At 46.1% G+C, this 26,148-nt stretch carries 20 protein-coding genes; 10 read left to right on the forward strand and 10 right to left on the reverse strand.

Annotated features, from left to right (window positions below; genetic code table 11):
* Window positions 1–10: 10 nt before the first annotated feature.
* The 3 genes from ACOCLE_RS01655 to ACOCLE_RS01665 form a co-directional block, all read right to left on the reverse strand.
* Entirely contained in the window at window positions 11–1,189 is a 1,179-nt protein-coding gene (locus tag ACOCLE_RS01655) for a pyridoxal-phosphate-dependent aminotransferase family protein (RefSeq protein WP_419535244.1), read from the reverse strand.
* A 113-nt stretch (window positions 1,190–1,302) separates the two neighbouring features.
* Complete coding sequence (locus ACOCLE_RS01660) at window positions 1,303–1,785, reverse strand: MaoC family dehydratase (RefSeq protein ID WP_026258081.1); 483 nt, start codon at window positions 1,783–1,785, stop codon at window positions 1,303–1,305.
* A 221-nt stretch (window positions 1,786–2,006) separates the two neighbouring features.
* Window positions 2,007–3,050, reverse strand: a complete 1,044-nt coding sequence (locus ACOCLE_RS01665) for a hypothetical protein (protein WP_419535245.1) — start codon at window positions 3,048–3,050, stop codon at window positions 2,007–2,009.
* Window positions 3,051–3,252: 202 nt separating this feature from the next.
* Here ACOCLE_RS01665 and tnpC (ACOCLE_RS01670) point away from each other — a divergent pair, with 202 nt between their 5' ends.
* Window positions 3,253–4,758, forward strand: coding sequence for an IS66 family transposase (tnpC, locus tag ACOCLE_RS01670; protein ID WP_419532963.1), 1,506 nt, complete (start codon window positions 3,253–3,255; stop codon window positions 4,756–4,758).
* Here the strand turns inward: tnpC (ACOCLE_RS01670) and ACOCLE_RS01675 are convergent.
* The gene (locus tag ACOCLE_RS01675; RefSeq protein ID WP_419535246.1) at window positions 4,709–5,455 is read right to left on the reverse strand and encodes a hypothetical protein; all 747 of its coding nucleotides are present in this window, start codon (window positions 5,453–5,455) and stop codon (window positions 4,709–4,711) included. The genes tnpC (ACOCLE_RS01670) and ACOCLE_RS01675 overlap by 50 nt on opposite strands.
* 170 nt (window positions 5,456–5,625) lie before the next feature.
* Between ACOCLE_RS01675 and ACOCLE_RS01680 the strand changes: the two genes are divergently transcribed.
* Window positions 5,626–6,165 (forward strand): DUF924 family protein, encoded by a 540-nt coding sequence (locus ACOCLE_RS01680; protein WP_419535247.1) that lies wholly within the window; start codon window positions 5,626–5,628, stop codon window positions 6,163–6,165.
* 8 nt (window positions 6,166–6,173) lie between these two features.
* Here the strand turns inward: ACOCLE_RS01680 and ACOCLE_RS01685 are convergent, their stop codons facing one another.
* From ACOCLE_RS01685 to ACOCLE_RS01710, 6 genes are all read right to left on the reverse strand, one after another.
* Window positions 6,174–7,562 carry an ATP-binding protein gene (locus tag ACOCLE_RS01685; protein ID WP_419535248.1) on the reverse strand — a complete coding sequence of 463 codons (1,389 nt, stop codon included), beginning with the start codon at window positions 7,560–7,562 and terminating at the stop codon, window positions 6,174–6,176.
* The gene (locus ACOCLE_RS01690; protein ID WP_020581354.1) at window positions 7,553–8,230 is read right to left on the reverse strand and encodes a response regulator; all 678 of its coding nucleotides are present in this window, start codon (window positions 8,228–8,230) and stop codon (window positions 7,553–7,555) included. Before ACOCLE_RS01690 ends, ACOCLE_RS01685 begins: the two co-directional genes overlap by 10 nt.
* Before the next feature lie 15 nt (window positions 8,231–8,245).
* On the reverse strand, window positions 8,246–8,566 hold the full coding sequence (locus tag ACOCLE_RS01695) for a hypothetical protein (protein ID WP_419535249.1): 321 nt from the start codon (window positions 8,564–8,566) through the stop codon (window positions 8,246–8,248).
* Between the two features lie 81 nt (window positions 8,567–8,647).
* Window positions 8,648–9,928 (reverse strand): ISKra4 family transposase, encoded by a 1,281-nt coding sequence (locus tag ACOCLE_RS01700; protein WP_419532972.1) that lies wholly within the window; start codon window positions 9,926–9,928, stop codon window positions 8,648–8,650.
* A 185-nt stretch (window positions 9,929–10,113) separates the two neighbouring features.
* Window positions 10,114–10,743: an outer membrane beta-barrel protein gene (locus ACOCLE_RS01705; protein ID WP_419535250.1), complete on the reverse strand. Its 630-nt coding sequence runs from the start codon at window positions 10,741–10,743 to the stop codon at window positions 10,114–10,116.
* 298 nt (window positions 10,744–11,041) lie between these two features.
* Complete coding sequence (locus ACOCLE_RS01710) at window positions 11,042–11,980, reverse strand: alpha/beta hydrolase (RefSeq protein ID WP_419535251.1); 939 nt, start codon at window positions 11,978–11,980, stop codon at window positions 11,042–11,044.
* 334 nt (window positions 11,981–12,314) lie between these two features.
* Here ACOCLE_RS01710 and ACOCLE_RS01715 point away from each other — a divergent pair, with 334 nt between their 5' ends.
* From ACOCLE_RS01715 to tnpC (ACOCLE_RS01750), 8 genes are all read left to right on the forward strand, one after another.
* On the forward strand, window positions 12,315–14,006 hold the full coding sequence (locus tag ACOCLE_RS01715; RefSeq protein WP_419535252.1) for an AMP-binding protein: 1,692 nt from the start codon (window positions 12,315–12,317) through the stop codon (window positions 14,004–14,006).
* 142 nt (window positions 14,007–14,148) lie between these two features.
* Window positions 14,149–18,045, forward strand: coding sequence for an ATP-dependent RNA helicase HrpA (gene hrpA / locus ACOCLE_RS01720; RefSeq protein WP_419535253.1), 3,897 nt, complete (start codon window positions 14,149–14,151; stop codon window positions 18,043–18,045).
* A gap of 241 nt (window positions 18,046–18,286) precedes the next feature.
* Window positions 18,287–19,525, forward strand: coding sequence for an OprO/OprP family phosphate-selective porin (locus tag ACOCLE_RS01725; RefSeq protein ID WP_419535254.1), 1,239 nt, complete (start codon window positions 18,287–18,289; stop codon window positions 19,523–19,525).
* Window positions 19,526–19,739: 214 nt separating this feature from the next.
* Window positions 19,740–21,203 carry a sigma-54 dependent transcriptional regulator gene (locus ACOCLE_RS01730; RefSeq protein WP_419535255.1) on the forward strand — a complete coding sequence of 488 codons (1,464 nt, stop codon included), beginning with the start codon at window positions 19,740–19,742 and terminating at the stop codon, window positions 21,201–21,203.
* A gap of 789 nt (window positions 21,204–21,992) precedes the next feature.
* Entirely contained in the window at window positions 21,993–22,850 is an 858-nt protein-coding gene (locus ACOCLE_RS01735) for a P-loop NTPase (RefSeq protein ID WP_419535256.1), read from the forward strand.
* A 44-nt stretch (window positions 22,851–22,894) separates the two neighbouring features.
* Complete coding sequence (locus tag ACOCLE_RS01740) at window positions 22,895–23,575, forward strand: RNA polymerase sigma factor FliA (RefSeq protein ID WP_373691120.1); 681 nt, start codon at window positions 22,895–22,897, stop codon at window positions 23,573–23,575.
* 242 nt (window positions 23,576–23,817) lie between these two features.
* Entirely contained in the window at window positions 23,818–24,279 is a 462-nt protein-coding gene (locus tag ACOCLE_RS01745) for a rhodanese-like domain-containing protein (RefSeq protein WP_419535257.1), read from the forward strand.
* A gap of 230 nt (window positions 24,280–24,509) precedes the next feature.
* The gene (gene tnpC, locus ACOCLE_RS01750) at window positions 24,510–26,015 is read left to right on the forward strand and encodes an IS66 family transposase (RefSeq protein WP_419532963.1); all 1,506 of its coding nucleotides are present in this window, start codon (window positions 24,510–24,512) and stop codon (window positions 26,013–26,015) included.
* Window positions 26,016–26,148 lie beyond the last annotated feature (133 nt).

The following is a 26,148-nucleotide window of genomic DNA, read 5'->3' on the forward strand; positions in this document are numbered from 1 at the left end:
GCCTTTGTTGTTATTGGTAAATGGAAATGGCTGCTTTTACCGCTTCACCTGGTGTGAACGTATGGCCTTGTCTCAGCAGTGCAGACTCCAGTGCAGAGAGGCAGTTCAACACATTGGTTTGATTCGCGGCATACCCCATCAAGCCAATCCGCCAGACTTTTCCAGCAAATGCACCGAGACCCGCACCAATCTCCAGGTTATATTCCGCCAATAATTGCTGGCGAACCGCAAGGTCATCAACACCTTCTGGTATTATCACGGCATTCAGTTGGGCGAGTCGCTCCTCTTCAGGAACCAGCATTTCCAGTCCCATGGCTGCGAGTCCAGCAACCAGCGCCTGATGATGTAGCTGATGCCGCTTCCAGCTGTTTTCCAGTCTTTCTTCCTGCAGGAGGCAGAGAGACTCGTGCAGGGCGTATAATTGATTGACGGGTGCCGTATGATGGTAGGCTCTTTTTCCATCGCCCCCCCAGTAGCCCATGATCAGGTTCATATCGAGAAACCAGCTGCGAACAGGCGTTTTTCTGGCCTGAATTTTCTCAATAGCTGCTTCGCTGAAGCTGACCGGTGACAAACCGGGAACACAGGACAGGCACTTCTGGGAGCCGGAGTAAACGGCATCGACTCCCCACTCATCAACTTCCAGCTCAGAGCCGGCCAGAGAGGTTACGGTGTCGACAATCGTCAGGCAGTTATGTTTTCTTGCCAATTCACACAATGTTTTTGCATCGGAGCGTGCACCGGTTGAAGTCTCGGCATGAACAAAGGCCAGAATTTTTGTATCTGGGTGAGCGTTCAGTGTTTCTTCAACAGCTTTCGGGTCTACTGCACGCCCCCAGTCTGATTCAACGGTAATGGCGGTGCCACCCATGCGTATGACATTTTCTTTCATCCGACCGCCAAAGACACCGTTTATGCAAACGATGACCTTGTCGCCTTCTTCCACCAGGTTGGCAAAACAGGCTTCCATCCCTGCTGAACCTGGAGCAGAAATGGGCAGTGTCAGCCGGTTACTGGTCTTGAAGGCATATTGAATCAATGATTTCAATTCATCCATCATTCGAATGAACTCAGGGTCAAGATGCCCAATGGTTGGTCGAGCCAGGGCTTCGGTAATTCTTGGGTGAACATCAGAGGGGCCAGGGCCCATCAGGGTACACTTTGGAGGGTGAAAAGAGGTGATTGTCATAACTGCCTGTTGTTCTCCACTTATGGGCACGGCTACTGACGGGTAGAGCGAGTGCCGGTCTATTATTGTAGTGAAGCCTGACAGCAGAGGCGCAGTCAGGCAAGAACTGTCGTTCAGTCGGCTGGCTTTAATACCACTTCAGGCAGAGGATATTCATCAACAACGACTTTACCAGACGAAGGCATGATTTCTGCCTTGCCTTTCACTACGGCTTTGCCGTGCTGGTTTACAACATTCGTTGAGACTGTCGCACGTTTTCGCTGTTCGTTGATTTCCAGAATCTCCAGCTCAACGGTTACCGTATCACCGACTTTGACAGGACGCATGAATTTTAGCTCTTGGCCCAGGTAGATACCACCGGGTCCTGGCAGTTTTGTTGCTAGGGCACATGAGATAATTGAAGCGGTCCACATGCCGTGGGCAATGCGACCTTCAAACTGGGTCGTTGCGGCAAACTCCTCATCCAGATGAACGGGATTGGTATCGCCGGATACTTTGGCAAATAGCAGAAGGTCTTCTTCTGTCAATGTGCGTGTCAGACTGGCCTTGGTGCCAATGGTTAACTCTTCGAATGGGATGTTTTCCAGCTTGCGCATAAGGTATGGCTCTATTGCATTGTTGAGGTATGAGTAACCGTTTTTCAGAGTGGTCTGGTTTACGGTTAGTGGTAGTATATTTTCACCGGGAATGATTATCGTACCTATTGTGGGGTACAGGTGAACTACCGTAATGGTTTTTTTGACCACAGTTTGCATCTTTATGAAAAGGTTAACACTTTGGCTGAAGTTACTGAATCAGAAGTTGGCAGGGCTATTGTTCAGGATGGTTTCGTAGGCTTGAAACCTGAACTTATCTCCAGTTGTAATAGTTCGGGCAGAGAAATCATTCCTCTGCTTTTTTTGCCTGTTTTAATATAGGGTTTGTCACCAACATCGTAATAGCTGGATGTTTTCTTTGTCGCTGCACCATGAAGTTTCTTTTTGAGAAACTCAGGAGCTTTGCCCGAAATGGCAAGGGAATCGAGTTTGAATTCTTTGTTGCCTGACGGTAAGTCTCGGAACCTTGTGTGTTCAGATCTTAATGTTCGAAGCGCGGCTTTCTCAATTTGTTTCTGCAGCATAGGTAATTTCTTTTCACTCACCCCCAGTGCAGTAAGAGTGTTTAAGTCAATATCACCATGAATAATGTCCAGATGAATCAAAATGCCCAGCTGGTTATTACCTGCTTCATTCCCAGTGATTTTTTTCTTTGCTAGAGCTCTGGCTGTATCGGGAAGATGTTGCATAAACTCCTCGAGTTTGGAAAAAGGAGTTTGAACCATAATATCAAGCGAGCCACTCATGTCTTCATCCAGTTTCATCTGCCCTGTTCGTATATGGAATGGGCCTGCATTGTTGCCACTGAACTCAAGGTTTTCGAAAAAGATATGGGGCTTAGATGTTTGCCCCCCTATTAGACCTTGATGTAACCCCGCTCTTAAATCAATAAGTGAAAGGTTTGTGACTTCAGGAATGTAATCTGAGTAGTCAGGAGCAAGGTTTTTAATATTTCTAACCTTAATATGTGCAGTCTGCGATGTGAGTTGAGCGCCAGTTTCTTCCTGGCCCCAGAGAGAAGGCTTTGGTAACGTATCATCACTTTTCTGTGTAATGGCACCTGGAAGGTGATACCTGATTTCTGAGCAATATCGATTGATGGACATCGCAACCAGGGACAGTAAGTTACTTTCTCCAACGAGTTCCGGTTGGTTAATCTCAATAGAAAGCGTGACGGGGGAGGATTGGTTTTCTCTCATGGTGTCAGGTGATGAATACTCAACTTCAAAAGCCAGCTTATCGGCCCTAATTGTCAGTCTTTCCATGGGGTTCCCACTGGCATCAACGCCCTGCGTGTTTACTGTAGCAGGCTGTATCCCTTCGAGATGAATATTGCTGATCCTGACGACAGGGTTATCACCATCTGGTTTCTTTTGCGGTAACTATTCAGCACCCTTCATATAAATCTGGAATTTTCTGATTTTTCGACCATCATCTTATACTCAATTTTTCTAACAAATCTCCAGTATGGAACCAGACTTCCCAGCTACTCCGTTTACCGAAGCTCTCCTTAAAGAGAATGAAGAGCTTCGGACCGAGAATGCGCTTTTACGGGAACGTTGCAGCGAACTGGAAGAAAGGGTTAATAAAAACAGTCAAAACAGTAGTAAGCCACCATCGTCAGATGGTTATCAAAAGCCCAGTAAAAAAGGGAGTGATAAAGGTGATACATCTTCCAAAGAAGCCCCCTGCTCCTCACAGGAAACACCGAACCCCAAAAGCCTTAGACCATCTTCAGGCAATAAACCAGGTGGCCAGAAAGGTCATCAAGGCTCTTGTTTGAGACGTGTCGCCTTACCCGATTATGTCAGGCATCTGAAGGTTGAAAAATGTTGCTGTTGCCAGTCTTCGCTTATCGATATTAAACCCACCAAATACATTGAGCGACAGGTTTTTGATCCAGGTAGACCCGGAGAATTTGAAGTTACCGCGTACTGGGCAGACGTTAAAGTATGTCCTTGTGGTAAACGGAACACCGCTGAGTTTCCCCAAGGAGTGAAAGCCGCTGCTCAATACGGAGAAGTGACTCAGGCAATGGCTGTTCATTTAAACCAGTATCACTTCATCCCATATCACCGGGTGTCTGAGTATTTCAATACTATTTATTGCATGAGTGTCAGCGCAGGCTCTGTTGCCAATTTTGTTGCCTATACCCATGAGAACCTGGCCTCTACTGAGCAGAGTATCCGCGATGCTTTACAAGAAAGTCCGGTTGCAGGAGCGGATGAAACTGGCATGCGGGTTGACGGTTCACTGTGGTGGTTACACATTATGCGAGATGACCAATGGACGCTTTACTACCTCTCAGAAAGGCGAGGTTGTGAAGCAATGGATGCAATGGGCATCCTGCTGACTTTTGCAGGCATTCTGGTTCACGATCATTGGAAGTCCTACTTTGCCTATGCGGCAGTGCATGTGCTTTGTAATGCCCATCATCTGAGAGAGCTTCAGGGAGTTGTCGATAGGGATGCGAATAAGCTGGCTCTGCGGCTGATGAAATTGCTTACGCTCTCCTGGCACTTCTGCAAGAAATACAAAGCAGCCGGTCTGACTCAAATGCCTGGTGCAATACAGCTTCGCATTGAGACGATATACGACCAAATCCTTCAAAGGGCTCTCACGAAGGAAACCGCTTATATGGAAAAACAACGACAGGTGCTTGGACGTAAGAAGGTCAGGAATACCAAGGCCTACAACCTGTTCAAAAGGCTTATTGAGTTTAAGGTTGAAACGTTGCGCTTCATGTCGGACTTTTCAATTCCCTTCGATAACAATGGCAGTGAACGTGATGCCAGGATGGCCAAACTTAAGCAGAAGATCTCAGGCTGCTTCAGAAGCGAAGACGGAGGTACCATGTTTACCCGAATCCGAAGCTATTTATCATCTGCTAAAAAGCAGGGGTTGAACATATTTCAGGCGCTTCTTAAAGCGGTTCGAAATTACAACAATACGCCTTTGCTGGGTGCTGAATAGTTACCTTTTGCGTTGACGTTTCAATGGGTTGAGTATGAAGGGGGCGATGGGTATGGTCATTTGGAGTATAGCTTCTGGCCCATTTCAGTCCTCCTGAGCTATCACCGTTGGAGGTTAACTCGAGCTTTCCCTGCGTAATATGAATATCCTGTTGTAGGCCAACATGGAGCCTGGCCAGTGACATGCCGAGCTGGCGCAATTCTGACTTTGGTACTCCAACCGTTTTAATTCCAGCTTTGGCAAGAGCCCAGCCAACCATATCAACTCTGCTGTCGGCTATGGCCATACCCTTTGTATCTGCCAGCTCTCCAGCAGCGGCAAGTCCTGCCTGGGCCAAAGAGGCGGCCAGACCAAGTGTTCCAAGACCAAATTTTGAAACTTCGGATACCCCCTGGCCAATGGATGACCAGCCCTCGGTGAGGGTTTGGTAGGTGGTGTTGGCAAGGTCGTAAGAAAATAAAGCTGCAGCTCGGGCAACCTCTTTGGCTGGGGTTGTTAGCCAGCCAAGATAGGAGGTTGGCTCTTTTGGTACTATTGAGCGCTCATGAAGTCCTTTTTGGGGAGGCGCTTTCTCAGGGGTAGCTCTCAAACCCCGGGTTTGTGCTGTGGTTTGTTTGCTGTTTGAGGCACTAGAGGAGCCGAGAGTGGAAATATAGTGACTCTGCCCAGGGCCGCCAACTCCTGAAGATCCATCCATATTGCAGAAATCGGCGGCTTTCCAGCATAGTTAACAGCCAGACACTGAGAGGTTATGTTGCCTGCGAACTTCATTACATTATTGGGAGAGCCAATATGACTGTTTGTTACCGCTTGATTTTACCATCAATTGCGTTAACGCTAAGTATGTATTTAAAGGGGGAGGAGCGAATGATGAAAGAACCTCAGGCTGTTCTGGACTTCTGGTTTAAAGAGTTGAAGCCTGCGCAGTGGTATGAAAAAAGCCCTGCGTTGGATCAGCAGATTGTTGAACGTTTTGGTGATCTACACACTATGGCTGTTGCTGGTGAGCTGTTTCACTGGCGTGCGACTCCGGAGGGTCGTGTGGCTGAATTGATCATTCTTGACCAGTTCAGTAGGAACATGTTTCGTGATTCGCCTGAGTCTTTTGCTTATGATGGTATTGCTCTGGTGCTGGCTCAGGAAGCTGTCAGGGCTGGATCACTGGATCATCTGGGTGAGTTTCAGCAAAACCTGATCTTAATGCCTTATATGCACAGTGAGTCCAGAATTGTTCATGGAGAGGCTGTCAGGTTGCGTAAGCAATATGGTTTAGACCTGCATTGGGAACAAAAGCATAAAGAGATTATCGATCGGTTTGGTCGCTACCCTCATCGAAATGACATTCTTGGCCGGGCTTCCACGGCAGAAGAACTCGAGTTTTTGAAGCAGCCTGGTTCATCGTTTTGAACTTTGGGTTAACAGGGCAGGCTAATGACAACTCTGGCCCCTCCAAGGTCGGATGTTTCAATTGTGATGCTGCCCTGATAGCCTTCTACCAGATCCCGGACAATAGCCAGTCCAATGCCCTGCCCGGGCTTCTGGCAGTCAGCCCTTGCACCTCTTTGGAAAACCAGGTCCCGTTCATCTGCAGCTATGCCTGGACCATCATCTTCGATGATAAGAATAAGTTCGCTGGCCTGCTTTCGGTTTTCTGCCTGGATAAACCCTGTCAGTAACACCTCTCGCTCGCAGAACTTGAATGCATTTTCCAGTAAGTTGCCCATCATCTCCAGAAAGTCCCCTTCATCACCGTGAAAAAGGCAGGAGGGGTCAAGCTCAATCCTCATGGAGACCTGCTTTTCGAGATACACTTTATTCAGTGTGTCCCGAAGATCTTCAATGATTGGTTGAACAGAAATGATCTGGCGGGTCAGGCCGTGCTGACCAGTAATTGATTTGTGCAAATGATAACCAATGATTTGATTCATCTTGTTTATCTGGGTATTGAGGTTACTGCACAAGTCAAGAATTACGCCTTTATCTGGTGTTTCACTTTGAATCTTGAGTGTGTTGCTGAAGCTTTGCAGTACCACGAGGGGCGTTTTCAGACTGTGAGTCAGGTCATCCATGGTGGTGCGGTATTTTTCCCTCTGTTTCTGCTCGGAATTCAATAGAGTATTGATGCTGTCGGTTAATCGCTGTACTTCACTGGGAAAGGAACCTTCAAGATAGCTCCGCTGACCTGACTCAATTTCATTCAGTTGTCTGGATACCTGCCTAAAAGGTTTCAGGGTCCACCAGAGAGCCAGCCAGAAAAATCCCAATATCAGGATGGAGATAAGACTGATGGATATGTACAGGTTATTGATAAAGACATTGATAATATCCAGATAGCGTTTTGCGGGCACAATGGTGACAAAACTGTAACCGGGGGAGTGTCTGTTTAATAATGCGTCCACCTCGTACGCCAGAAAAGACTTTCCTTCCAGCTCAAGAACACTCAACGTGACCCGCTGCTCGAGATCAAAATTGGGTGTATAAACGATGGGTTTATTATCTGTCGAAATGGATTGCCAGATCAGTTTTCCAGTGGCATCAAATATATAACCGCGAAGCGTACTTTCCCCTGGCGTATTAAAGCGTCGGTCCGCCAGAGTATCAGGCATAACAAGAGCCCCATTTTCCTCTTTGGCAGCAGCAGCAAGCATGGTGTTGGCATTGGATGCCATCTGCTCACGGGCTGCCTGCTCGACGGTGTCATTGAATGAACTCAGTACAGAGATAAGTACCAGACTGAACGTCAGGGTGAGGACAATAGCAACTGCCGCCGTTACCCTGCCTTTAAGAGAGCGTATCAGCTGCACGGCAACTCAAACCGGTAACCACGACCACGTACAGTAGCAATAGGGTTAAGCCCACTGTGTTTTTTCAGTTTTTTCCGCAGACGGTTGATCAATACCTCAAGCACATTGCTGTCTGGGCTATGATTGCTGCCGTATAATTGATCTTCAAGCAGTGAGCGGGAAAGAACCTTACTGTAGTTTCTCAGAAATGATTCCATTACGGTGCTTTCATAACTGGTAAGAACAACCGGCTCATCGTTAATGGTAAATTTCCCTGTGATGCTATCCAGGGTAAAGGGGCCGCAACTCATGGCTGGCTGTGCATATCCAACGCTGCGGCGCAGGAGTGCATTCAGGCGGGCCTTGAGTTCTTCAAGCTCGAAGGGTTTGACAAGGTAGTCATCCGCACCTGCGTTCAAGCTGTTTACCTTATCGCGCCAGTTGTCTCTGGCGGTTAAAACCAGGATGGGGGTGGCAATGCCTTCATGTCGAGCCTTTCTGATTAACTCAAGCCCATCAAAGTCAGGTAGTCCAAGATCAATGATAGCAATATCAGGTGTATAGTTTTGAAAAAATGCCCACCCCTTTTTCCCATCGGAAGCTTCAAGGGTTTTATGTCCCGCCTCTTCGAGCTGGTAACTCAGGTGGTGGAGTAAAAGCGCTTCGTCTTCTACCAGAAGAACGTTCATTGATTTCTTCCTCCCTTACTGGAAAGGAATGTGTTTGCACTGATAGTAAGTGGCTCTTGGTTTGTCGTTGTAATTCAGGTCAACAATACCAAACAGCATCTTTTTTGGGGGGAGATAAATATGGACATAATTAGCGGATTTGGCTTCAGCAATCGCGAGTGTTTTTTCTGAGTCGGCATAGAATCCCAATAGAGCTCCTTCATCGGTATAACGCTGAAGCAAACTTTGGGTCAGCTCTTCATTATGAACCATTGTACATTCTGATTCGGGCTTAGGTGCGAACTGACCGATGGCTATCTCTTTTCCACTCTCCGTCTGGCGGGTGGTGGTGGTCATTTGAGAACAACCGGACAGAAATGCGAAGAATAGAAGAAAACAGGTGACTTTTTTGGGTGCTCTCTCAATTTGATAACTGACTCATAGGTTAGCTTCAACCTTTCCAGTCATGAACTCAGACCAAAGTTGTTCCCAGCGCCCCTTACTCTGGATCAGTGCTCTTGTTGTCAAAAGCACTTCCGCTCCTGTTGCTTTCCACCTCATTCCAGAACCACATAATCGTTGCTTTACCAGAGTCTTACAAGCCGCTTCAGTAACTCCTGAACCTATTGGCCAATGGCGTTTAAGCGCCTGATGATAATTCATTAACTGGTGATTGTTTGTAAAATAGCTCACAGCTTTGTAGCGCTTCTCTGTCAGTGCGATTGTCTTTTTCGGGAGCTCGGCTGATTCAATTTCCTGAAGGATTTTTTTGGCTGCTCCACGCTTGTTTTTCAAACTATGTAGCCTGTCTTCAAGCCACTGGTGTCGCTTCGCCTTACTGGTTGGAAACAGTGCTTCCGCTGCTCCAGCTAAATATTCAGATGCATGATAAAAATCGAGTATCTGCCCAGAGGTATGTTGTTTCAAATAACTCCAGTTTTCTCTAGCCCCGTCAGCTACCCCGATGTATGTGGCATTTGGGTAGAGTCGTTTTAGATCTGCAATCTCCTCGTCGAGCTTGCTCATAAAGCTTTGTTTACCATACTCTGGCGAACTGGCTGTATATATCGTGTGGAGCCTGTCTCCATCTGCAGAATATAGGCTCAATGTCCCACACATGGCTTCCCTCCAGCCTTCTTCACAAAGCAGCATGCAGGTTCCATCCAGACCAATGGCTATTGTTTCAACAGGCTCTTTTAGTGGAGGAAGGTGGTAGTGAGTGTCTTGCTGGTCTTCAATTAATGCACCTACTCTGTCCGATAAATGCTTGATATAAGAATTTGAAAGCGTCCTTTGATGGTTGGTCTCAAAATCTTCTTTTACCGCAGGCGCTGGCATCTGGCTGTATTTCCAGGCGATAGACTTGGCAAATTTGGGGGTAGCTGAACCAATAATACCGGCACGAAGATCAAGTGCTGCCAGAGTACTGCCACCTCTGACACCCTGATATACGGAGCGCTCCAAAGGTATACGACCGTATAAGGTTTCATAGTGCTTAAGAACCTTTCCTTTGTAGTTCCACTTCTGCTGATTAACGACGATAGGTTCTTTATTGGGTGATTCAAATAGCCCCAATAACTCTTTTGTTCCAAGCTGCCCGGCTTCATTGAGTGCACGCTGTAAACTATCTTCAAGATTCAGCATGTTGCCTGAATCTATAGAAACTTCAATTTGCAAAACGATGCTTTTGGTAGAGCTGGAAATAACAGAAGCGGGCATGACAGTTAACTATTATGAGTGGTGTTCCCATAGTAGCTGTGAAAATAGAGCACTATTGTTTCAATCATTCAGAGAGAGCACCCACTTTTTTCATTGATGCTGCCAGTGGGTGAGTTAATAAAAAAGCAACATGCCGGATAAATCTGACATGTTGCTGATTATAGTACTTATGCCTGTTTAAAAATTTAGAAACGGTAAGAGACGTTAATATATGCCAGCTTCTGATCTTTCTGTTTGAACTCAACTGGCTCATCAAAATCAGGATTGTTCAGATTGACCTTATTGTTCATGCGTGAGTAGCGGTAGCCCAGCTCTGCAGAAATGCTTGGTGTGAATTCCTGAATCAGACCAAATTGCACACCATATAATGCCGCATTGTCTTTACCTGATGCACTCAGCTTGTCGTTTCCTTCTTCGATATCAAGGTCCAGCTTCATACGATTGTAGCCAAGCGTACCACCAACAAAGTATTTGGTGTTTTCAAGTTGCAGAAGGTTGTCTACATAATCTGCAGAGACGCTCAATTCCTGATTTTTGATCTTGCCAGTCAGGCTAACCGGACCGATGCTTTCTTTATCAGTTCCTTTCACCTGTCCCAAGTTTGCATACACACGGATATTGTCATTAATGAATGTCCCTGCTCTCAGGCCAGTGTATGTATCTTTGAATTTTGGCTTATCACCATCTTCATCTGCTTTGAACCCATGATTGGCGCTACCGACGGTTGCACCCACAAACCAGTCATTCGCCATAACGGCTGAAGAACTCATTAATACAGAAGCGGCGATGGCTGCAGATGCGATATGCTTTAACATTCTTTACTACCTTGAAGATAAATCTGTGCTGATTCGAATACTGTTAGCGAACAGAAAGTTAATTGATTATCCGGGTTGTTCAGAGTGGAAGTTAAAACAGTGATGTTTAATAAACATCGATTGCTCAATTGTTTTCAATTCACTCTGTCCCTGTTGGTGATGCCATTATGCACAGTGAACCTTAATGAATTCTTAACCGTTGAGCGCTTTTCGAAAACAGCGGTAGAGTTAACTACTGGGATAGGGGAAATGCACAATGACCATTTATATTTTGGTGATTGTGCGGTTTTATATTGCTTTAAGAATGTTTCTTAAGCCAGGTGCAAAGTTGATCAATAACTTCCGGACTGTTTGTTTCATGAAATAATTCGTGCCTTGCATCCGGGTATAGCATTAATGTTGTGTTGCTATGGCCAGAACGGATAAATGCCTTATGCAGTCTCTCTAAGCCATTTGGTGCACTGACGGGATCTTGGTCTCCCCCCAAAATCAATACTGGCAGCTGGCCACTAATCTTCTTCAACCTGTTTTCAGAACATATTTCCTGCAGACCACCAAAAAGGTCATACCAGAGCTGGTTGCTGCAGCGAAAACCGCAAAGAGGGTCTGTAACGTATCGATTCACCGATTCAGGGTTGCGGCTTAACCAGTCAAACTCTGTCGTATTGGGCTTAAAATTATTGTTGTAACCAGCAAACGTCAGTTGGTGGATGATAGGGCTGTATCCCATGCGTCCCTGACGTAGGGTTTCAATTTTGGCCACTAAACTTCCCAGTATCAGCAATGGCTTTGCAACATAGTTTGATCCTGAAAGAATGGCACCGGATATCGTTGGGTTATATCTGCTCAGATAGCTTTGGAGTATATAGCTTCCCATGCTATGGCCCATGAGAAAGCAGGGCAGCGAAGCGTGTTGGGCATGGATATGATCAGCAACCATTTTCAGATCCAGAACAACACTGTTCCATCCGCCCTGGTCTGCAAAATGTCCTTGAGTCGAACCGTTTTCTGAATCGTTTATTGTTGCTCCGTGTCCACGGTGGTCATGGGAATAGACAATATAACCCTGTGCTGTAAGCTGTTCGGCCAGCTCGTGATAGCGGGCTCCGTGTTCTGCCATACCATGACTGATGTGTATGATGGCTTTTGCTGCTTCTACTGGCTTCCAGTGGTATACGGGGATGCTGTGTTTATCTATGTGGTTTTCCAGGAAAAATACAGGTTTTGGGTACGGCATATGGCTGTCCTTAAAGTCACTCTGATGTATTTTGTTATGAAGGTATTTTCCGTAAGTCGTCTATCAGGAACAGAGGAAAACTGATAATCTCAAAAAATTTTTCAATGCGATAAAAAGCAGCATTCTGTCTTCTGTTAACCATGATGCTATCTGAGGCTATAAGGCTCAACGTTATTGGTTCAGACCAGTGCGGCAACACCACTGCGGTGTTATGCCGTTCAAGACTATCTGCTGCGACGTTCGGCAAGATCCTTAGTTTGCAAGACAGGTTGAACAGTTTGCGAGCCAGTTTTTATTCTATACAGCTTCATCATGGATGCGGGAGGCTTACCCCATGACCACCGGTTTCTGGAAAGACAAGTACCCGGAAGGCATTCCTGCAACGATTGATGTTGGGCAGTATCGCTCGATTATTGATGTACTGGAATACAGTACCCGCAAGTTTGCCAGTAAGCCAGCATTCAGCAACATGGGGCATGAGCTGAGTTATTCTCGTCTTTATGAGCTCAGCGGCCATTTCTGCAGCTATCTGCAGAATCACACCGATTTGCGTCCTGGCGATCGCATAGCGATTATGTTGCCCAACGTCATGCAGTTTCCTGTGGCGGTTTTTGGTGCATTGCGTGCTGGGTTGATTGTTGTGAACACCAATCCGCTCTATACCGAGCGTGAGATGGAGCATCAGTTTCGTGATTCCGGCGCCAAGGCACTCGTTGTGCTGGCCAACATGGCCAACATGGCCAATATGGCTGAGAAGGTTATTCCCAAAACCGCGATCAAGCATGTTGTGGTGACTCAGGTCGGTGATATGCTGCCGACATTCAAGCGCACACTGGTAAATCTTGTCGTTAAACACGTCAAGAAGATGGTGCCTGATTATTCGCTGCCATCAGCCGTATCGTTTACTACGGTTCTCAGTCGAGGAGCTCTTCACCATTGCGCGGATGTTCGCAGGGAGAATGACGATGTTGCCATTTTGCAATATACCGGTGGTACAACGGGTGTCGCGAAAGGTGCCATGCTGACTCACCGAAACATTCTCAGCAATATGTTCCAGGTAAAAGCGCTTGTTGGGGGTAACCTTCGGGAAGGTGAGGAGCTGATTATTGCGCCACTGCCGCTTTATCATATTTTTGCTTTTACCGTACATTGCATGGTTGCTATTTTGCTGGGTGAGCACAATATGCTCATTACCAACCCACGGGATATGAAATCCTTTATTAAGGATCTGACCGGTAAGCCCTTCAGCATGTTTATTGGCCTGAATACCCTGTTTGTTGGTCTGATGAATCAGGAAGCCTTCCGTCGCCTTGATTTCTCCTATCTGAAAAACACCATTTCCGGGGGGATGGCACTGCAACTGGATACGGCGGAGCGATGGGAGAACCTGACAGGCAGCCGTATCTGTGAAGGTTATGGTATGACGGAAACTTCGCCGGTCGTAACGATTAACCCGCTGGGTAAGATCAAACTGGGTACCATTGGTCTTCCCGTGCCGTCCTGTGAATTAAAAGTGGTTGATAGTGACGATAATGACCTGCCCATTGGTGAGGTGGGTGAACTCTGCATAAAAGGTCCCCAAGTGATGAAGGGGTACTGGCAGAGTGAGCGGGCCACTGAAGAAGCCATGCTGGACGGCTGGCTGCGGACCGGAGATATCGCCCGAATCGATGAGGAAGGTTATGTCACCATTGTGGACCGTAAAAAGGACATGATCTGTATTTCCGGTTTCAACGTTTACCCGAACGAACTGGAAGAAGTACTCTCCGCCCATCCTGATGTTACTCAATGTGCCGTGATCGGTGTTCCCGATAAACGTTCCGGTGAGGCGATCAAGGTGTTTGTGGTGTCCAGTAACCCGGGGTTGACCAAAGAAGAAGTGATTCACTTCTTTCGTCAGAACCTGACTGGTTATAAAGTACCAAAATTGGTTGAATTCAGAGATGAGCTGCCCACGACCAATGTGGGTAAGATTCTCCGTCGTCATTTGCGTGACGAAGAGCTGGCTGCGCGGAGCAGTCAGTAACGTAAAGCTCCGCTGACTCCGGGTGATGACAGTTGCCCGGAGAATTTAATGAACGGTTAGAATTCCTGTCAGGCAGCCATTCAGGCCGCTTTTCCAAACCTGTATAATCAGCTACTGATTCCATATAAACGGGAGTACCTGGGTGTCCGGCTTTTCCGATAAGCAACTGCGCCAGTCCATCAATCAATGCATGATACGTGATCGTTACCGCTTGCGGGGGCAATTGCGTCGGCTTAAGCGGGATGATGAGACAGGTCTGGACCGGATCCAGAAAAAAATAGAGTCCTCTCTATCGCTGGTTGAACAGAGACAAGCCTCTCTTCCTGAGATCCGCTATGAGCAGGAGCTACCGGTTGTTGACCGGAAAGCGGATATAGCAAAGGCTATCCGAAACCATCAGGTGGTGGTGATTGCTGGTGAAACTGGGTCCGGTAAGACAACCCAGTTGCCAAAAATCTGCCTTGAGGCTGGTCGTGGAATCTTTGGAACGATTGCCCATACTCAGCCTCGCCGACTGGCCGCTCGTTCCGTTGCCAATCGCATAGCTGAAGAGCTTGGAGGAACGTTGGGGGAGCAGGTCGGCTACCAGGTGCGTTTCACCGATCACTCCACAGAAACTACCCTGATCAAGTTGATGACCGACGGGATTCTGCTGGCTGAGATTCAGAATGACCGTTTTCTTAACCGCTATGATACCCTGATCATTGATGAAGCCCATGAGCGCAGCCTGAATATCGACTTTCTTCTGGGCTATATAAAGCTGATTCTGCCTAAACGCCCTGACCTGAAAGTGATCATCACTTCGGCCACCATTGACGTTGAACGCTTTTCAAAACACTTTGATAATGCGCCGGTGATCGAAGTCTCTGGCAGAACCTATCCGGTAGAGACTATATATCGTCCACTGGAAGATCTTGAGCTAGAAGGTCGGGATGCTGACCAGCGATTACAGCAGGGGATTCTTGCAGCACTGGAAGAAATTGATCACATTGAACGCTCAGGAAAGGGTAAACGACTGGGGGATGTGCTGGTCTTTCTCAGCGGTGAACGGGATATCCGCGAAACTCACCAGTTCCTGCGGGATGCAAAACTGCCGCATACTGAAATTCTGCCCCTGTATGCCCGTCTTTCTGCTGCAGAGCAGAACCGCATCTTCCAGGAGCACTCCGGTCGTCGTGTTATTCTGTCGACCAACGTCGCAGAAACCTCGTTAACGGTTCCAGGTATTCGCTATGTGATTGACCCGGGGACTGCGCGTATCAGCCGATACAGTGTCCGTTCAAAAGTTCAGCGACTGCCGGTAGAGGCTGTGTCACAGGCATCGGCCAATCAGCGTAAAGGGCGATGTGGTCGTGTCGCCGAAGGTATCTGTATTCGCCTTTACTCTGAGGAGGATTTTCTTGCCCGCCCGGAGTTTACCGATCCAGAGATTCTCAGAACCAACCTTGCTGCGGTTATTTTGCAGATGCTGCGGATGGGGCTTGGTGATATTGCTGCGTTTCCATTTGTTGATCCACCGGATGGCAAAGCGATTAATGACGGCTTCAAGCTGCTCCAGGAGCTGGTGGCGGTGGGCAAAGACCGGCGGATTACCCCGGCTGGCCGACAGCTGGGGCAGCTGCCTGTCGATCCACGTCTTGGACGGATGCTGATTGAAGCGAATAAAAATAATGCATTGCATGAAGTGTTGATTATTGTCAGTGCCCTGGCAGTACAGGATCCAAGGGAGCGCCCACAGGATAAGCAGCAGGCCGCAGACCAGAGACACCGCGAGTTTTATCACGAAGACTCGGATTTCATGACCTATGTGAATCTCTGGGAAGCCTATGAAGAGCAGCGGCAGGCACTGTCACAGAATCAGCTGCGAAAATACTGCAATAAGCAGTTCCTGTCTTTTATGCGCATGCGGGAGTGGCGCGATCTCCATCGACAGCTGACATTGGCCTGTAAAGATCTGCAATTCCGGTTGAATGACAGTCCTGCCAGCTATGGCGATGTTCATAAGTCACTGCTATCGGGCCTTTTGTCGCAGTTGGGCAGTAAAGATGACGAAGCGGATTACATGGGGGCCAGAAACCGGCGCTTCTATCTGTTTCCGGCATCAACGCTGTATAAACGAAAGCCAAAATGGATTATGGCGGCGGAGTTGGTGGAAACTTCCAGGCTTTTTGCCCGAACCAATGCCAAGCTGGAGCCTCAGTGGATTGAGCCACTGGCAACGCATTTGGTTAAGCGGAATTATTTTGAGCCGCACTGGGAGAAAAAGCGTGCCCAGGTGGTAGCGTTTGAGCAGGTTACCCTGTATGGATTGATTGTGGTTGGTCGTCGTCGGATAAACTACGGCCCAATAGATCCTGTCGTTGCCCGGGAGATCTTTATCCGTGAAGCCCTGGTTGAAGGGCACTTTGATTCCAAAGGTGCGTTTCAAAAGCATAATCTGGCATTGATTGAAGAGGTGGATGAGCTGGAAGCGAAGTCCCGACGTCGGGATATTCTTGTGGACAGTGAAACGCTCTATCACTTTTACGATGAACTGATTCCTGCTGATATCTGTAATGGTGCGGGTTTTGAAAAGTGGCGCAAAGGTGCTGAACGACAGCAACCTGATTTGCTTCACCTCACCAAAGACTACCTGATGCAGCATGATGCAGAACATGTCACTGTCAACAGGTACCCGGATCGCTTGCGTTGGGAAGGGTTGGAGTTGCCCCTGAGTTATCACTTTGCCCCAGGTGAGCCTGATGATGGTGTAACCCTGACAGTGCCTGTAGAGGCACTAAGGCTGTTGCCCAGAAACCGTTTGGAATGGCTGGTGCCCGGTATGCTCTTCGACAAGTGTGTGGCACTGGTTCGATCCATGCCTAAACCGGTGCGCAAGAACTTTGTGCCTGTACCTGATTTTGTGAATGGTGCCATGGAATCTCTTTCTGCCTGCGATGAGCCTCTGACAGAGATGCTTGGACGGCAGCTGACCCGTATGTCTGGTGTGCGAATTCTCGAAGAGCACTGGAGCACAGAGAGTCTGGATGCGCATTTGCTGATGAATATTCGGGTGGTGAATGAGGATGGTGAGATCATTGGGCAGGGGCGTGATTTGAACCAGCTCAGACAGCAGTTCTCTGATCATGTCCAGGATACGATCCGTAAGCTCGCCAAAAGCCATTTAGAACAAGAAGGTTTGCTGGATTGGACCTGTGGTGAGTTGCCCCATGAAATTACCCGAAAAGCTGGGGGGCTGGTATTAAAGTCATACCCTGCTTTGGTTGATCAGCGTGATTCAGTAGCCATTCAGTTGTTTGAAAGCCCCGCCATGGCTGACTTTGAAAACCGCAAAGGGTTGACCCGGCTGCTCAGGATAAGGCTGTCCACCCAGCTTAAGTTTGCTCTGAGTAAGATGGCCAGATTGAAAGAAACCAAGTTGCTGGCAACCAATTTGATGAATCAGAATCAGCTTGAAGATGATTTGCAGAGTCTGATTATCAGTGGCGTCTATCTGAATAATGACAACGAGTTACCCAGAAACCGGGAGTCATTTCTGGAGTTACTTGAGAAGCATAAAGGTGACATTGTGCCTTTTGCCGAAAAAGTTGATCCTATTATTAATGATGTCTTTCGTATCGCTCAGGGGATTAGTCGTCAGCTGAAAGGTAAGATCAGTTTTGATCGAGCTCTGGCGCTGGCTGATATAAAGCAGCATGTTCAAAGGCTGTTACAACCGGGGTTTATGACGTCAGCAGGTATGGAATGGCTTAGTCATTATCCTCGTTATTTCAAGTCGATTGAGGTCAGGCTGGAGAAGCTGGCAGCCCAGGTAAACCGTGATCGTGCCTGGACGGAAGAACTGACCTCTCTTCAGCAGAAATATGAGAAGCGCCGGGAGGCTCACAGTCAGCATAAGGTGATTGACCCCAACCTTCAGCAGTTCTATTGGATGATTGAAGAGTACCGGGTATCTCTGTTTGCCCAGCAACTGGGCACTCGCTTTCCGGTGTCGGATAAACGACTTCGAAAGTTGTGGGAAGAAGTGGAAGAGATTTAAATCCTCAGCGCTTTCCCTCTATGACTCTGACGTTATGGAGGGAGGCTGTTTTGTTGTTGAAATAAAAGTTTCATTTGACGTTAACCTGCCTGAAATATCCCACCTCCAAGATACCTTCCGCAGTAATCAAAAAGTGCCAGGGGAAAATGATTAAATTAGTGACACTCTTAATAGCTGTTACCAATCAGAATCGTTTTGGCACTTAAGGACAACAAAAAATACTAAGTGAGAGTATCTGGGAATGAAACTTAAGCCAATTGCACTTTTTCTGGGGATGAGTGTTTTTCTGCAGGCAAACGCAGGCGTGGTTAAGACGGAAGGTGACGATATTATTGTCAGCACCAAAAATGGCGGTCTTCAGTTAAAAACAGAAAGTGGTGATTTCTCTTTTAAGGTCAGCGGCAACCTCCAGTGGGATATTGCCAGCTATGACGATCTTTATGGACAGGACACTGCGAATATAGCAAATCCAAAAGATGGCTTAACCTCTTATATTCGTCGGGGTGAAATCAAGGTCAGTGGCAAAGCCTATGATCTCTGGAAATACGGACTTAAACTGAAAACAAACAGTGATGATTCCGTCGATTTGGATGATGCCACTATTGGTTATACCGGTTTTAAACCGGTTGAGATTGCTGTCGGTCGCTGGGATATGGATTTTGGTTTGGAAGACTCTACCAGTTCTTCATGGATTACCGGCATTGAAAGGCCTTTTGTCTTTAATATGATGAATGGTGCCGGTGGTAATGATTATGGCGTGAAGGCATCCAGCTCAGCAAAAAACTACACCGCACAGTTGGCACTTGTTAATACCGGTAACAGCGAAAGCAATAACGCCAGTAAAGACAGTATCGGTTATTCATTCCGGGGTACTTATGTTCCTATTATGAATGACAATATGCTGTTACATCTTGGCCTCAGTATCTTTGATGGTAATCCCGACAGTGTTACTGTTGATGGTGACACCCGGCTGGGAATCAAGAAAGGTCAGGAGAGTACCCTGTTCAGCAGTGTCAGTAATGTGACCAGCGATCGTGAATACGCAGTTGAAGCAGCCTTTCAAATGCAGTCTTTTAAGTTGCAGGGCGAATATCTGCAAAGGAATATCAAATCTGGCGTTGCGAATTCTGATGTTAAGCTGAATGGTTACTATGGAGAACTTTCTTATATGTTGGGTGGTGGTAAGCGATCCTACAAAAAAGGAAGCTTCAGCAAGCCAAAAGGGGGTAAGTGGGAAGCCTTTGCTCGATACACAGCAATGAATGTTGATGCCCAGAGTGCTGTATCAAAAGGTATTAATGGTATGGATGTAGACGCTTCCAGCTATACCGTAGGGGTGAATTACTTCCCAACCTCAAATATTCGAACCAGTCTGAACTATGTGACAGGCCAGCTGGATAATCACGTAGATATTGAGGGAGTAACCAATGCAGAGGATAAGGGGGCCGCGATTGTTGGTAGAATTCAGTATGTATTCTGAGTGAAATGGTGATTTTAAGTCCTGATATCCATCAGGGCTTTTTGCGTCTTTAAAGACTAAATAATTTTCTTTTATGATTTTTTGAAATAAAAAACAAACAAAAATTTGACGAATCTGTTTTTTGGTTCTTTACTGAAATAATAAGAGGTAATTTAATTTCGAAAATTTGTATCTACGCTGTATAAATTAACCGGATGACAAGGATCGTCGTCTTATGGAAACAGCTGAGCAGGTACTTATCATTGAAGACGCGGAACAGCGTCGGCATGACTTCAGCACCATTCTGCAGTTCATGGGTTATCACACAGTGGCTATTGGTGCCGCCTACTGGGAAGATGCCGTCAGTGCTTTTCCTCCGGAAACCTTCAGTGCCTTATTCCTGGGTGATTTTTTACAGGCAGAAAGTTCCCTGCAGGGAATGCTTTCCAGAGTTCAGGGCTGGTGTGGTGGAGTTCCAGTCATTCGGATTTCTGAGTCACTGCCGGATAACTTGCCAATAGCACTTGCCAGGCAGATTATTGCCCGGGTTGACTGGCCATGCAGCAAACCTCAACTTTTATCCAGCCTTCATTATGGTCAGGTCTACCGTGAGCAGTGGCGCCAGGCTCATCAGACTGGCTATAACCAACAGGTACAACTGTTCCGTGGACTGGTTGGTAAGAGTGAGCGTATTCGGAAAGTGCGGGCAGCCATGGCTCAGGTGGCGGATCGGGACGTCAATGTTTTGATCACGGGTGAGTCTGGAACGGGTAAAGAAGTGGTTGCCCGTAATCTTCATGAACATTCCTACCGCAGGAGCGCGCCTTTTGTTCCCGTTAATTGTGGTGCAATCCCCACAGACCTGTTGGAAAGTGAGCTCTTTGGTCATGAAAAGGGTGCTTTCACAGGTGCTGTGACCACTCGAAAGGGACGGTTCGAGCTGGCGCAGGGGGGAACACTGTTTCTTGACGAAATAGGCGATATGCCTCTGCACATGCAGGTTAAGTTGCTCAGGGTTCTGCAGGAAAGAACGTTCGAACGGGTGGGGGGAACAGAGCCAATTGAGGTGGATGTTCGGATTATTGCTGCCACCCACAAAAATCTTGAAGGCATGATCACTGAAGGAAGTTTCCGGGAGGATCTTTATTACCGGTTAAATGTATTCCCCATCGAGATGCCTTCTCTCAAAGAGCGGCCTGAAGATATTCCGCTGATGATCAATGAGCTGACTCACAATATGGAGAAGCAGGGCAGAGGATCCATTCGACTCAGCTCAGCCGCAATATTATCGCTTTGCCGGCATGACTGGCCAGGAAATGTCCGGGAAATGGCCAATCTGCTCGAGCGCCTTGCGATCATGTATCCCTATGGGGTTATTGGTGTTCAGGATCTGCCAGAAAGTTTCTGTCACCTCGACTTGATCAGCCAGGAAGATGATGGTGTTGCTGATTTGTTTCCCGACAGTATTCAGCCAGCAGGTGCTGCTACTTCGGAAGACCTTGCTGTATTGCCTGTAGGGGGATTAAACCTTAAAGAATATCTAACCCGGCTGGAAAAGAGTTTGATTCAGCAGGCGCTGAGTGACTGCAACAGTGTTGTCGCTAGAGCTGCAGATAAGCTACAGATACGGCGAACGACTCTAGTGGAAAAAATGCGCAAATATGGTCTTCAAAGGTATGAAGATTCTGTTAAAACCTGATATTCAATGATACAAAAAAATGGCTACATACTCATGTAGCCATTTTTTTGAGTAGGTAGTAGCTATCTACAATGATGAAGTAGTATTTTTATATTTTTTAAGTTAGCCAACACTCCATATGTTTGTTTCTGTGTTGTTCTATTGTCGTTCGAACTCATTCTGCGTCTTTCGATCTTACATATTGAATCATTCTTGCTGATTGATTCTTGTATGGTCTGTATTTGTGTTTTGATAGCTCCTAAATGATTAATCCATAGTTCTCTCAGCATATGGTTGGATGTGTATCGCATTTTACTTTTCAGTTTTATTCGATTTTCCTGAAGATGAGGTTTTTATTCTCAAGTTATATGGTTTAGTGTCGAATGACCGAAGTCGGGGGGGGGCAGTTTTTGATTTTATTGTTCAATGAATAAAGTGCTTGGAATTATTTGATGATCTGCTTTCTATTTTTTCTCCCTACTATTGATTGAATGCTGCCATTTTTGCGTCACTATAAAGTGACACTGTCAAATAACTATCTTTTTAGATGATTCAAAAAAGTGTTCAAGATATTTTCAAATCAACCGAAAATTATTCTATGTCAAAAAAATAGCGAATTCTTAATAGCGACGCTTTATAAAAGCGTTTAAAAACATAGAGTTGCATTTTTTTGTTTTTCTTTATTGGTTTTTTTGGGGTTTGACAGTTGTTTTTATTTTTCAAATCAAAGTTGGCACGCTCATTGATAGGTATATTTTGTCGTTTTTTTATATGCATTTCTTGAGCAATTGAAAAATTAAAGTGAGAACAATGGCACAAGCAAAGAAAAGAGTGATTGCGGTTTCAGGGTGTAAAGGAGGTGTTGGTAAAACCGTAGTTGCAGTAAATCTTGCTCTGGCTCTGGCAAAGTTGGGCCAGCGTGTCGTTTTGATGGATGGCAACCTTTCTGTACCAGATGTTGAGTTCACCCTTGGGATGAATAAAGATGGTTTAAATTGTCAGTCGTCGTCTAATCTGGTTTTTTCATCTTCTGATGAAGGCGAGTTAGTAAATGGGGGTTCTAGCCATCAGCAGAAAGGACTGTTGGATGGTCCTTCAGGTGTCAGAGTATTTACACCGACAGCTCAAGGGGACTGGAAAGACAGTATTCAAATTGTTCAGGCAGTGGAACTGATTCAGGACATGGATGATCTTGCATCGGATCTGGATACTTTGATTATTGATACGGCTCCGGGCTTGGCTCCGGATAATGTAACTCTCATTCAGGCTGCAACAGAGGTCGTCGTTGTTATCAGCCAGGAAGACGTATCTGTTATTGATGCTGTTCGACAGATAAGGCTTCTGTATCGGGTTTTCAATGTTCACCAGTTTTATATAGTTGTTAACCTGGTAAGCAGCAGAAGAGGCGGTGCTAAACAATTTGAGAAGTTACAGGAGTATCTGAAAGACGACAAACAGATAGTTTTAAGCTATCTGGGGGCAATTCCACATGATAAGGCTGTAAGTGAAGCTGTATTAAAGCAGTCGGCACTTTTGACTGTAAGTAACGATTGTCGGGCTGCAAGAGCATTTCACAGAATTGGACATCAGTTATCTAAATTACCGGTGCCTGAGCCAAAAGGTCGTATAGAATTCTTTTTGCCTGGTAGGATCAAGGAGAGGATCTAATCATGACAGAGACCGCACAGGAAGTGCAGAAAAAGACATTGAGCATGGAAGAGATGGTTGTAAAACATCGCTCATTGGTAAAAAGAATTGCTAATCATCTTGCCGCAAGAATGCCAGCCAGTGTACAGATCGATGACCTGGTCCAATCAGGAATGATTGGCTTGCTTGAAGCCGCTTCAAAATATGATGCATCCAAAGGTGCGAGCTTCGAAACGTTTGCAGGTATTCGAATCCGTGGAGCAATGCTGGATGAAATTCGAAAAGGTGACTGGGGGCCAAGATCGGTTTATCGAAATAGTCGTCGTATTACTGAAGCCGTTCAGGTTGTCGAAGCCAAGCTGGGAAGAGATGCCAGAGATGCTGAAGTAGCAAAAGAACTGGATGTAAAAATTGATGAGTATTACACCATTTTGAGTGATTTAAGAGGGTGTCGTCTTTTCAGTTATGAAGAGCTGTTCGATAGTGAAGAATCAAGAATGCAGGCACGATCAGGAGACAGGGGGCCATCTGCAGATATTCAGGAAGAAAAATTTAAAACAGCTTTGATAGAAGCCATTGATAAGTTGCCGGAAAGAGAAAAGCTGGTATTGATGCTTTATTATGATGAAGAAATGAATTTGAAAGAGATCGGTAAAGTATTGGGAGTTAGTGAATCAAGAGTAAGTCAGATTCATTCTCAGGCTGCCCTTCGCTTAAGATCACGTCTTCAAAACTGGCTGAGTTAATGTCTCAGCCACTCCACTCTAAAAGGGAGGTGACAAAATACCGTCAAGCTTTGGGAAACTGGTTATTTTATTTTTTAATTTTGACAAAGTTCAGTTGAGTTGATCTGTTTTCAGAAATATATGCCGGTTATATGCTGGATTGCTTTGAACATTTTTTTTTTAGTTTCTTATTGTTCCAAGTGAGTGGGTCTTAGCTCCATATACTTCTTTTATAAAGTTGTTTAATAACGGACCTGCATTATATGAAATGGACTTCTATCCCGGCTGCCATCCTGTTGTCGGCGCTTTCCTTTATGCTTCCTGCTCAGGAAGAAGCACCAGAAGAGATCAACGGTGTTATAACCATCAATATTCATCAGGCTAAACGCCTTCATGATATTGGCGCACTTTTTATTGATGTGCGCCCTTATCAACAATGGCAATATGGGCATGTAGATGGATCACACAGTCTTGATCTCAGAGGTGGTTTTCGTCAGCTACTGGTTCCTGGGGTTCTGGAAAAAGAGACCCCTATCGTGATCTATGGTAACAGCACATACCATATGAGGGGGGCTATTGGCAGTTACCTGGCGGCATTATGGGGTTATGAGCGCGTGTTTTTCCTCAGAGATGGTTATTACTCCTGGTTGGCGCTGGATTATCCGGTTACATTGAAATCTGATTCGAGCGATCAAGCCTACTCAGTCAAAATGGGTGTTGAATAAGGAGTAAATTATATCTATTCAGGATTGAGCTACAAAAAAAACACTATTAATTACGGGTGGGCTGATTTTACAAATAATGCCATTAAAGAGTTAGGGATAAAACAGCTTTTTTATACATTCTATCATAAATATAAATAAATTGTAACTATTCAGCACCCTTCATATAAATCTGGAATTTTCTGATTTTTCGACCATCATCTTATACTCAATTTTTCTAACAAATCTCCAGTATGGAACCAGACTTCCCAGCTACTCCGTTTACCGAAGCTCTCCTTAAAGAGAATGAAGAGCTTCGGACCGAGAATGCGCTTTTACGGGAACGTTGCAGCGAACTGGAAGAAAGGGTTAATAAAAACAGTCAAAACAGTAGTAAGCCACCATCGTCAGATGGTTATCAAAAGCCCAGTAAAAAAGGGAGTGATAAAGGTGATACATCTTCCAAAGAAGCCCCCTGCTCCTCACAGGAAACACCGAACCCCAAAAGCCTTAGACCATCTTCAGGCAATAAACCAGGTGGCCAGAAAGGTCATCAAGGCTCTTGTTTGAGACGTGTCGCCTTACCCGATTATGTCAGGCATCTGAAGGTTGAAAAATGTTGCTGTTGCCAGTCTTCGCTTATCGATATTAAACCCACCAAATACATTGAGCGACAGGTTTTTGATCCAGGTAGACCCGGAGAATTTGAAGTTACCGCGTACTGGGCAGACGTTAAAGTATGTCCTTGTGGTAAACGGAACACCGCTGAGTTTCCCCAAGGAGTGAAAGCCGCTGCTCAATACGGAGAAGTGACTCAGGCAATGGCTGTTCATTTAAACCAGTATCACTTCATCCCATATCACCGGGTGTCTGAGTATTTCAATACTATTTATTGCATGAGTGTCAGCGCAGGCTCTGTTGCCAATTTTGTTGCCTATACCCATGAGAACCTGGCCTCTACTGAGCAGAGTATCCGCGATGCTTTACAAGAAAGTCCGGTTGCAGGAGCGGATGAAACTGGCATGCGGGTTGACGGTTCACTGTGGTGGTTACACATTATGCGAGATGACCAATGGACGCTTTACTACCTCTCAGAAAGGCGAGGTTGTGAAGCAATGGATGCAATGGGCATCCTGCTGACTTTTGCAGGCATTCTGGTTCACGATCATTGGAAGTCCTACTTTGCCTATGCGGCAGTGCATGTGCTTTGTAATGCCCATCATCTGAGAGAGCTTCAGGGAGTTGTCGATAGGGATGCGAATAAGCTGGCTCTGCGGCTGATGAAATTGCTTACGCTCTCCTGGCACTTCTGCAAGAAATACAAAGCAGCCGGTCTGACTCAAATGCCTGGTGCAATACAGCTTCGCATTGAGACGATATACGACCAAATCCTTCAAAGGGCTCTCACGAAGGAAACCGCTTATATGGAAAAACAACGACAGGTGCTTGGACGTAAGAAGGTCAGGAATACCAAGGCCTACAACCTGTTCAAAAGGCTTATTGAGTTTAAGGTTGAAACGTTGCGCTTCATGTCGGACTTTTCAATTCCCTTCGATAACAATGGCAGTGAACGTGATGCCAGGATGGCCAAACTTAAGCAGAAGATCTCAGGCTGCTTCAGAAGCGAAGACGGAGGTACCATGTTTACCCGAATCCGAAGCTATTTATCATCTGCTAAAAAGCAGGGGTTGAACATATTTCAGGCGCTTCTTAAAGCGGTTCGAAATTACAACAATACGCCTTTGCTGGGTGCTGAATAGTTACCAATAAATTAATGGTTGCTTTATTTTTGAAAAATGAGATGGCCTGATAAGGTGTTGATTTATACCTCCCCCTGATTTGGCTATTGAATAGGCTCTTGAAAATCTTCAGCCCTACCGATGTATATAAGTT

Origin of the sequence: Endozoicomonas sp. (assembly GCF_965196975.1) — a bacterium.
Classification (GTDB): domain Bacteria; phylum Pseudomonadota; class Gammaproteobacteria; order Pseudomonadales; family Endozoicomonadaceae; genus Endozoicomonas.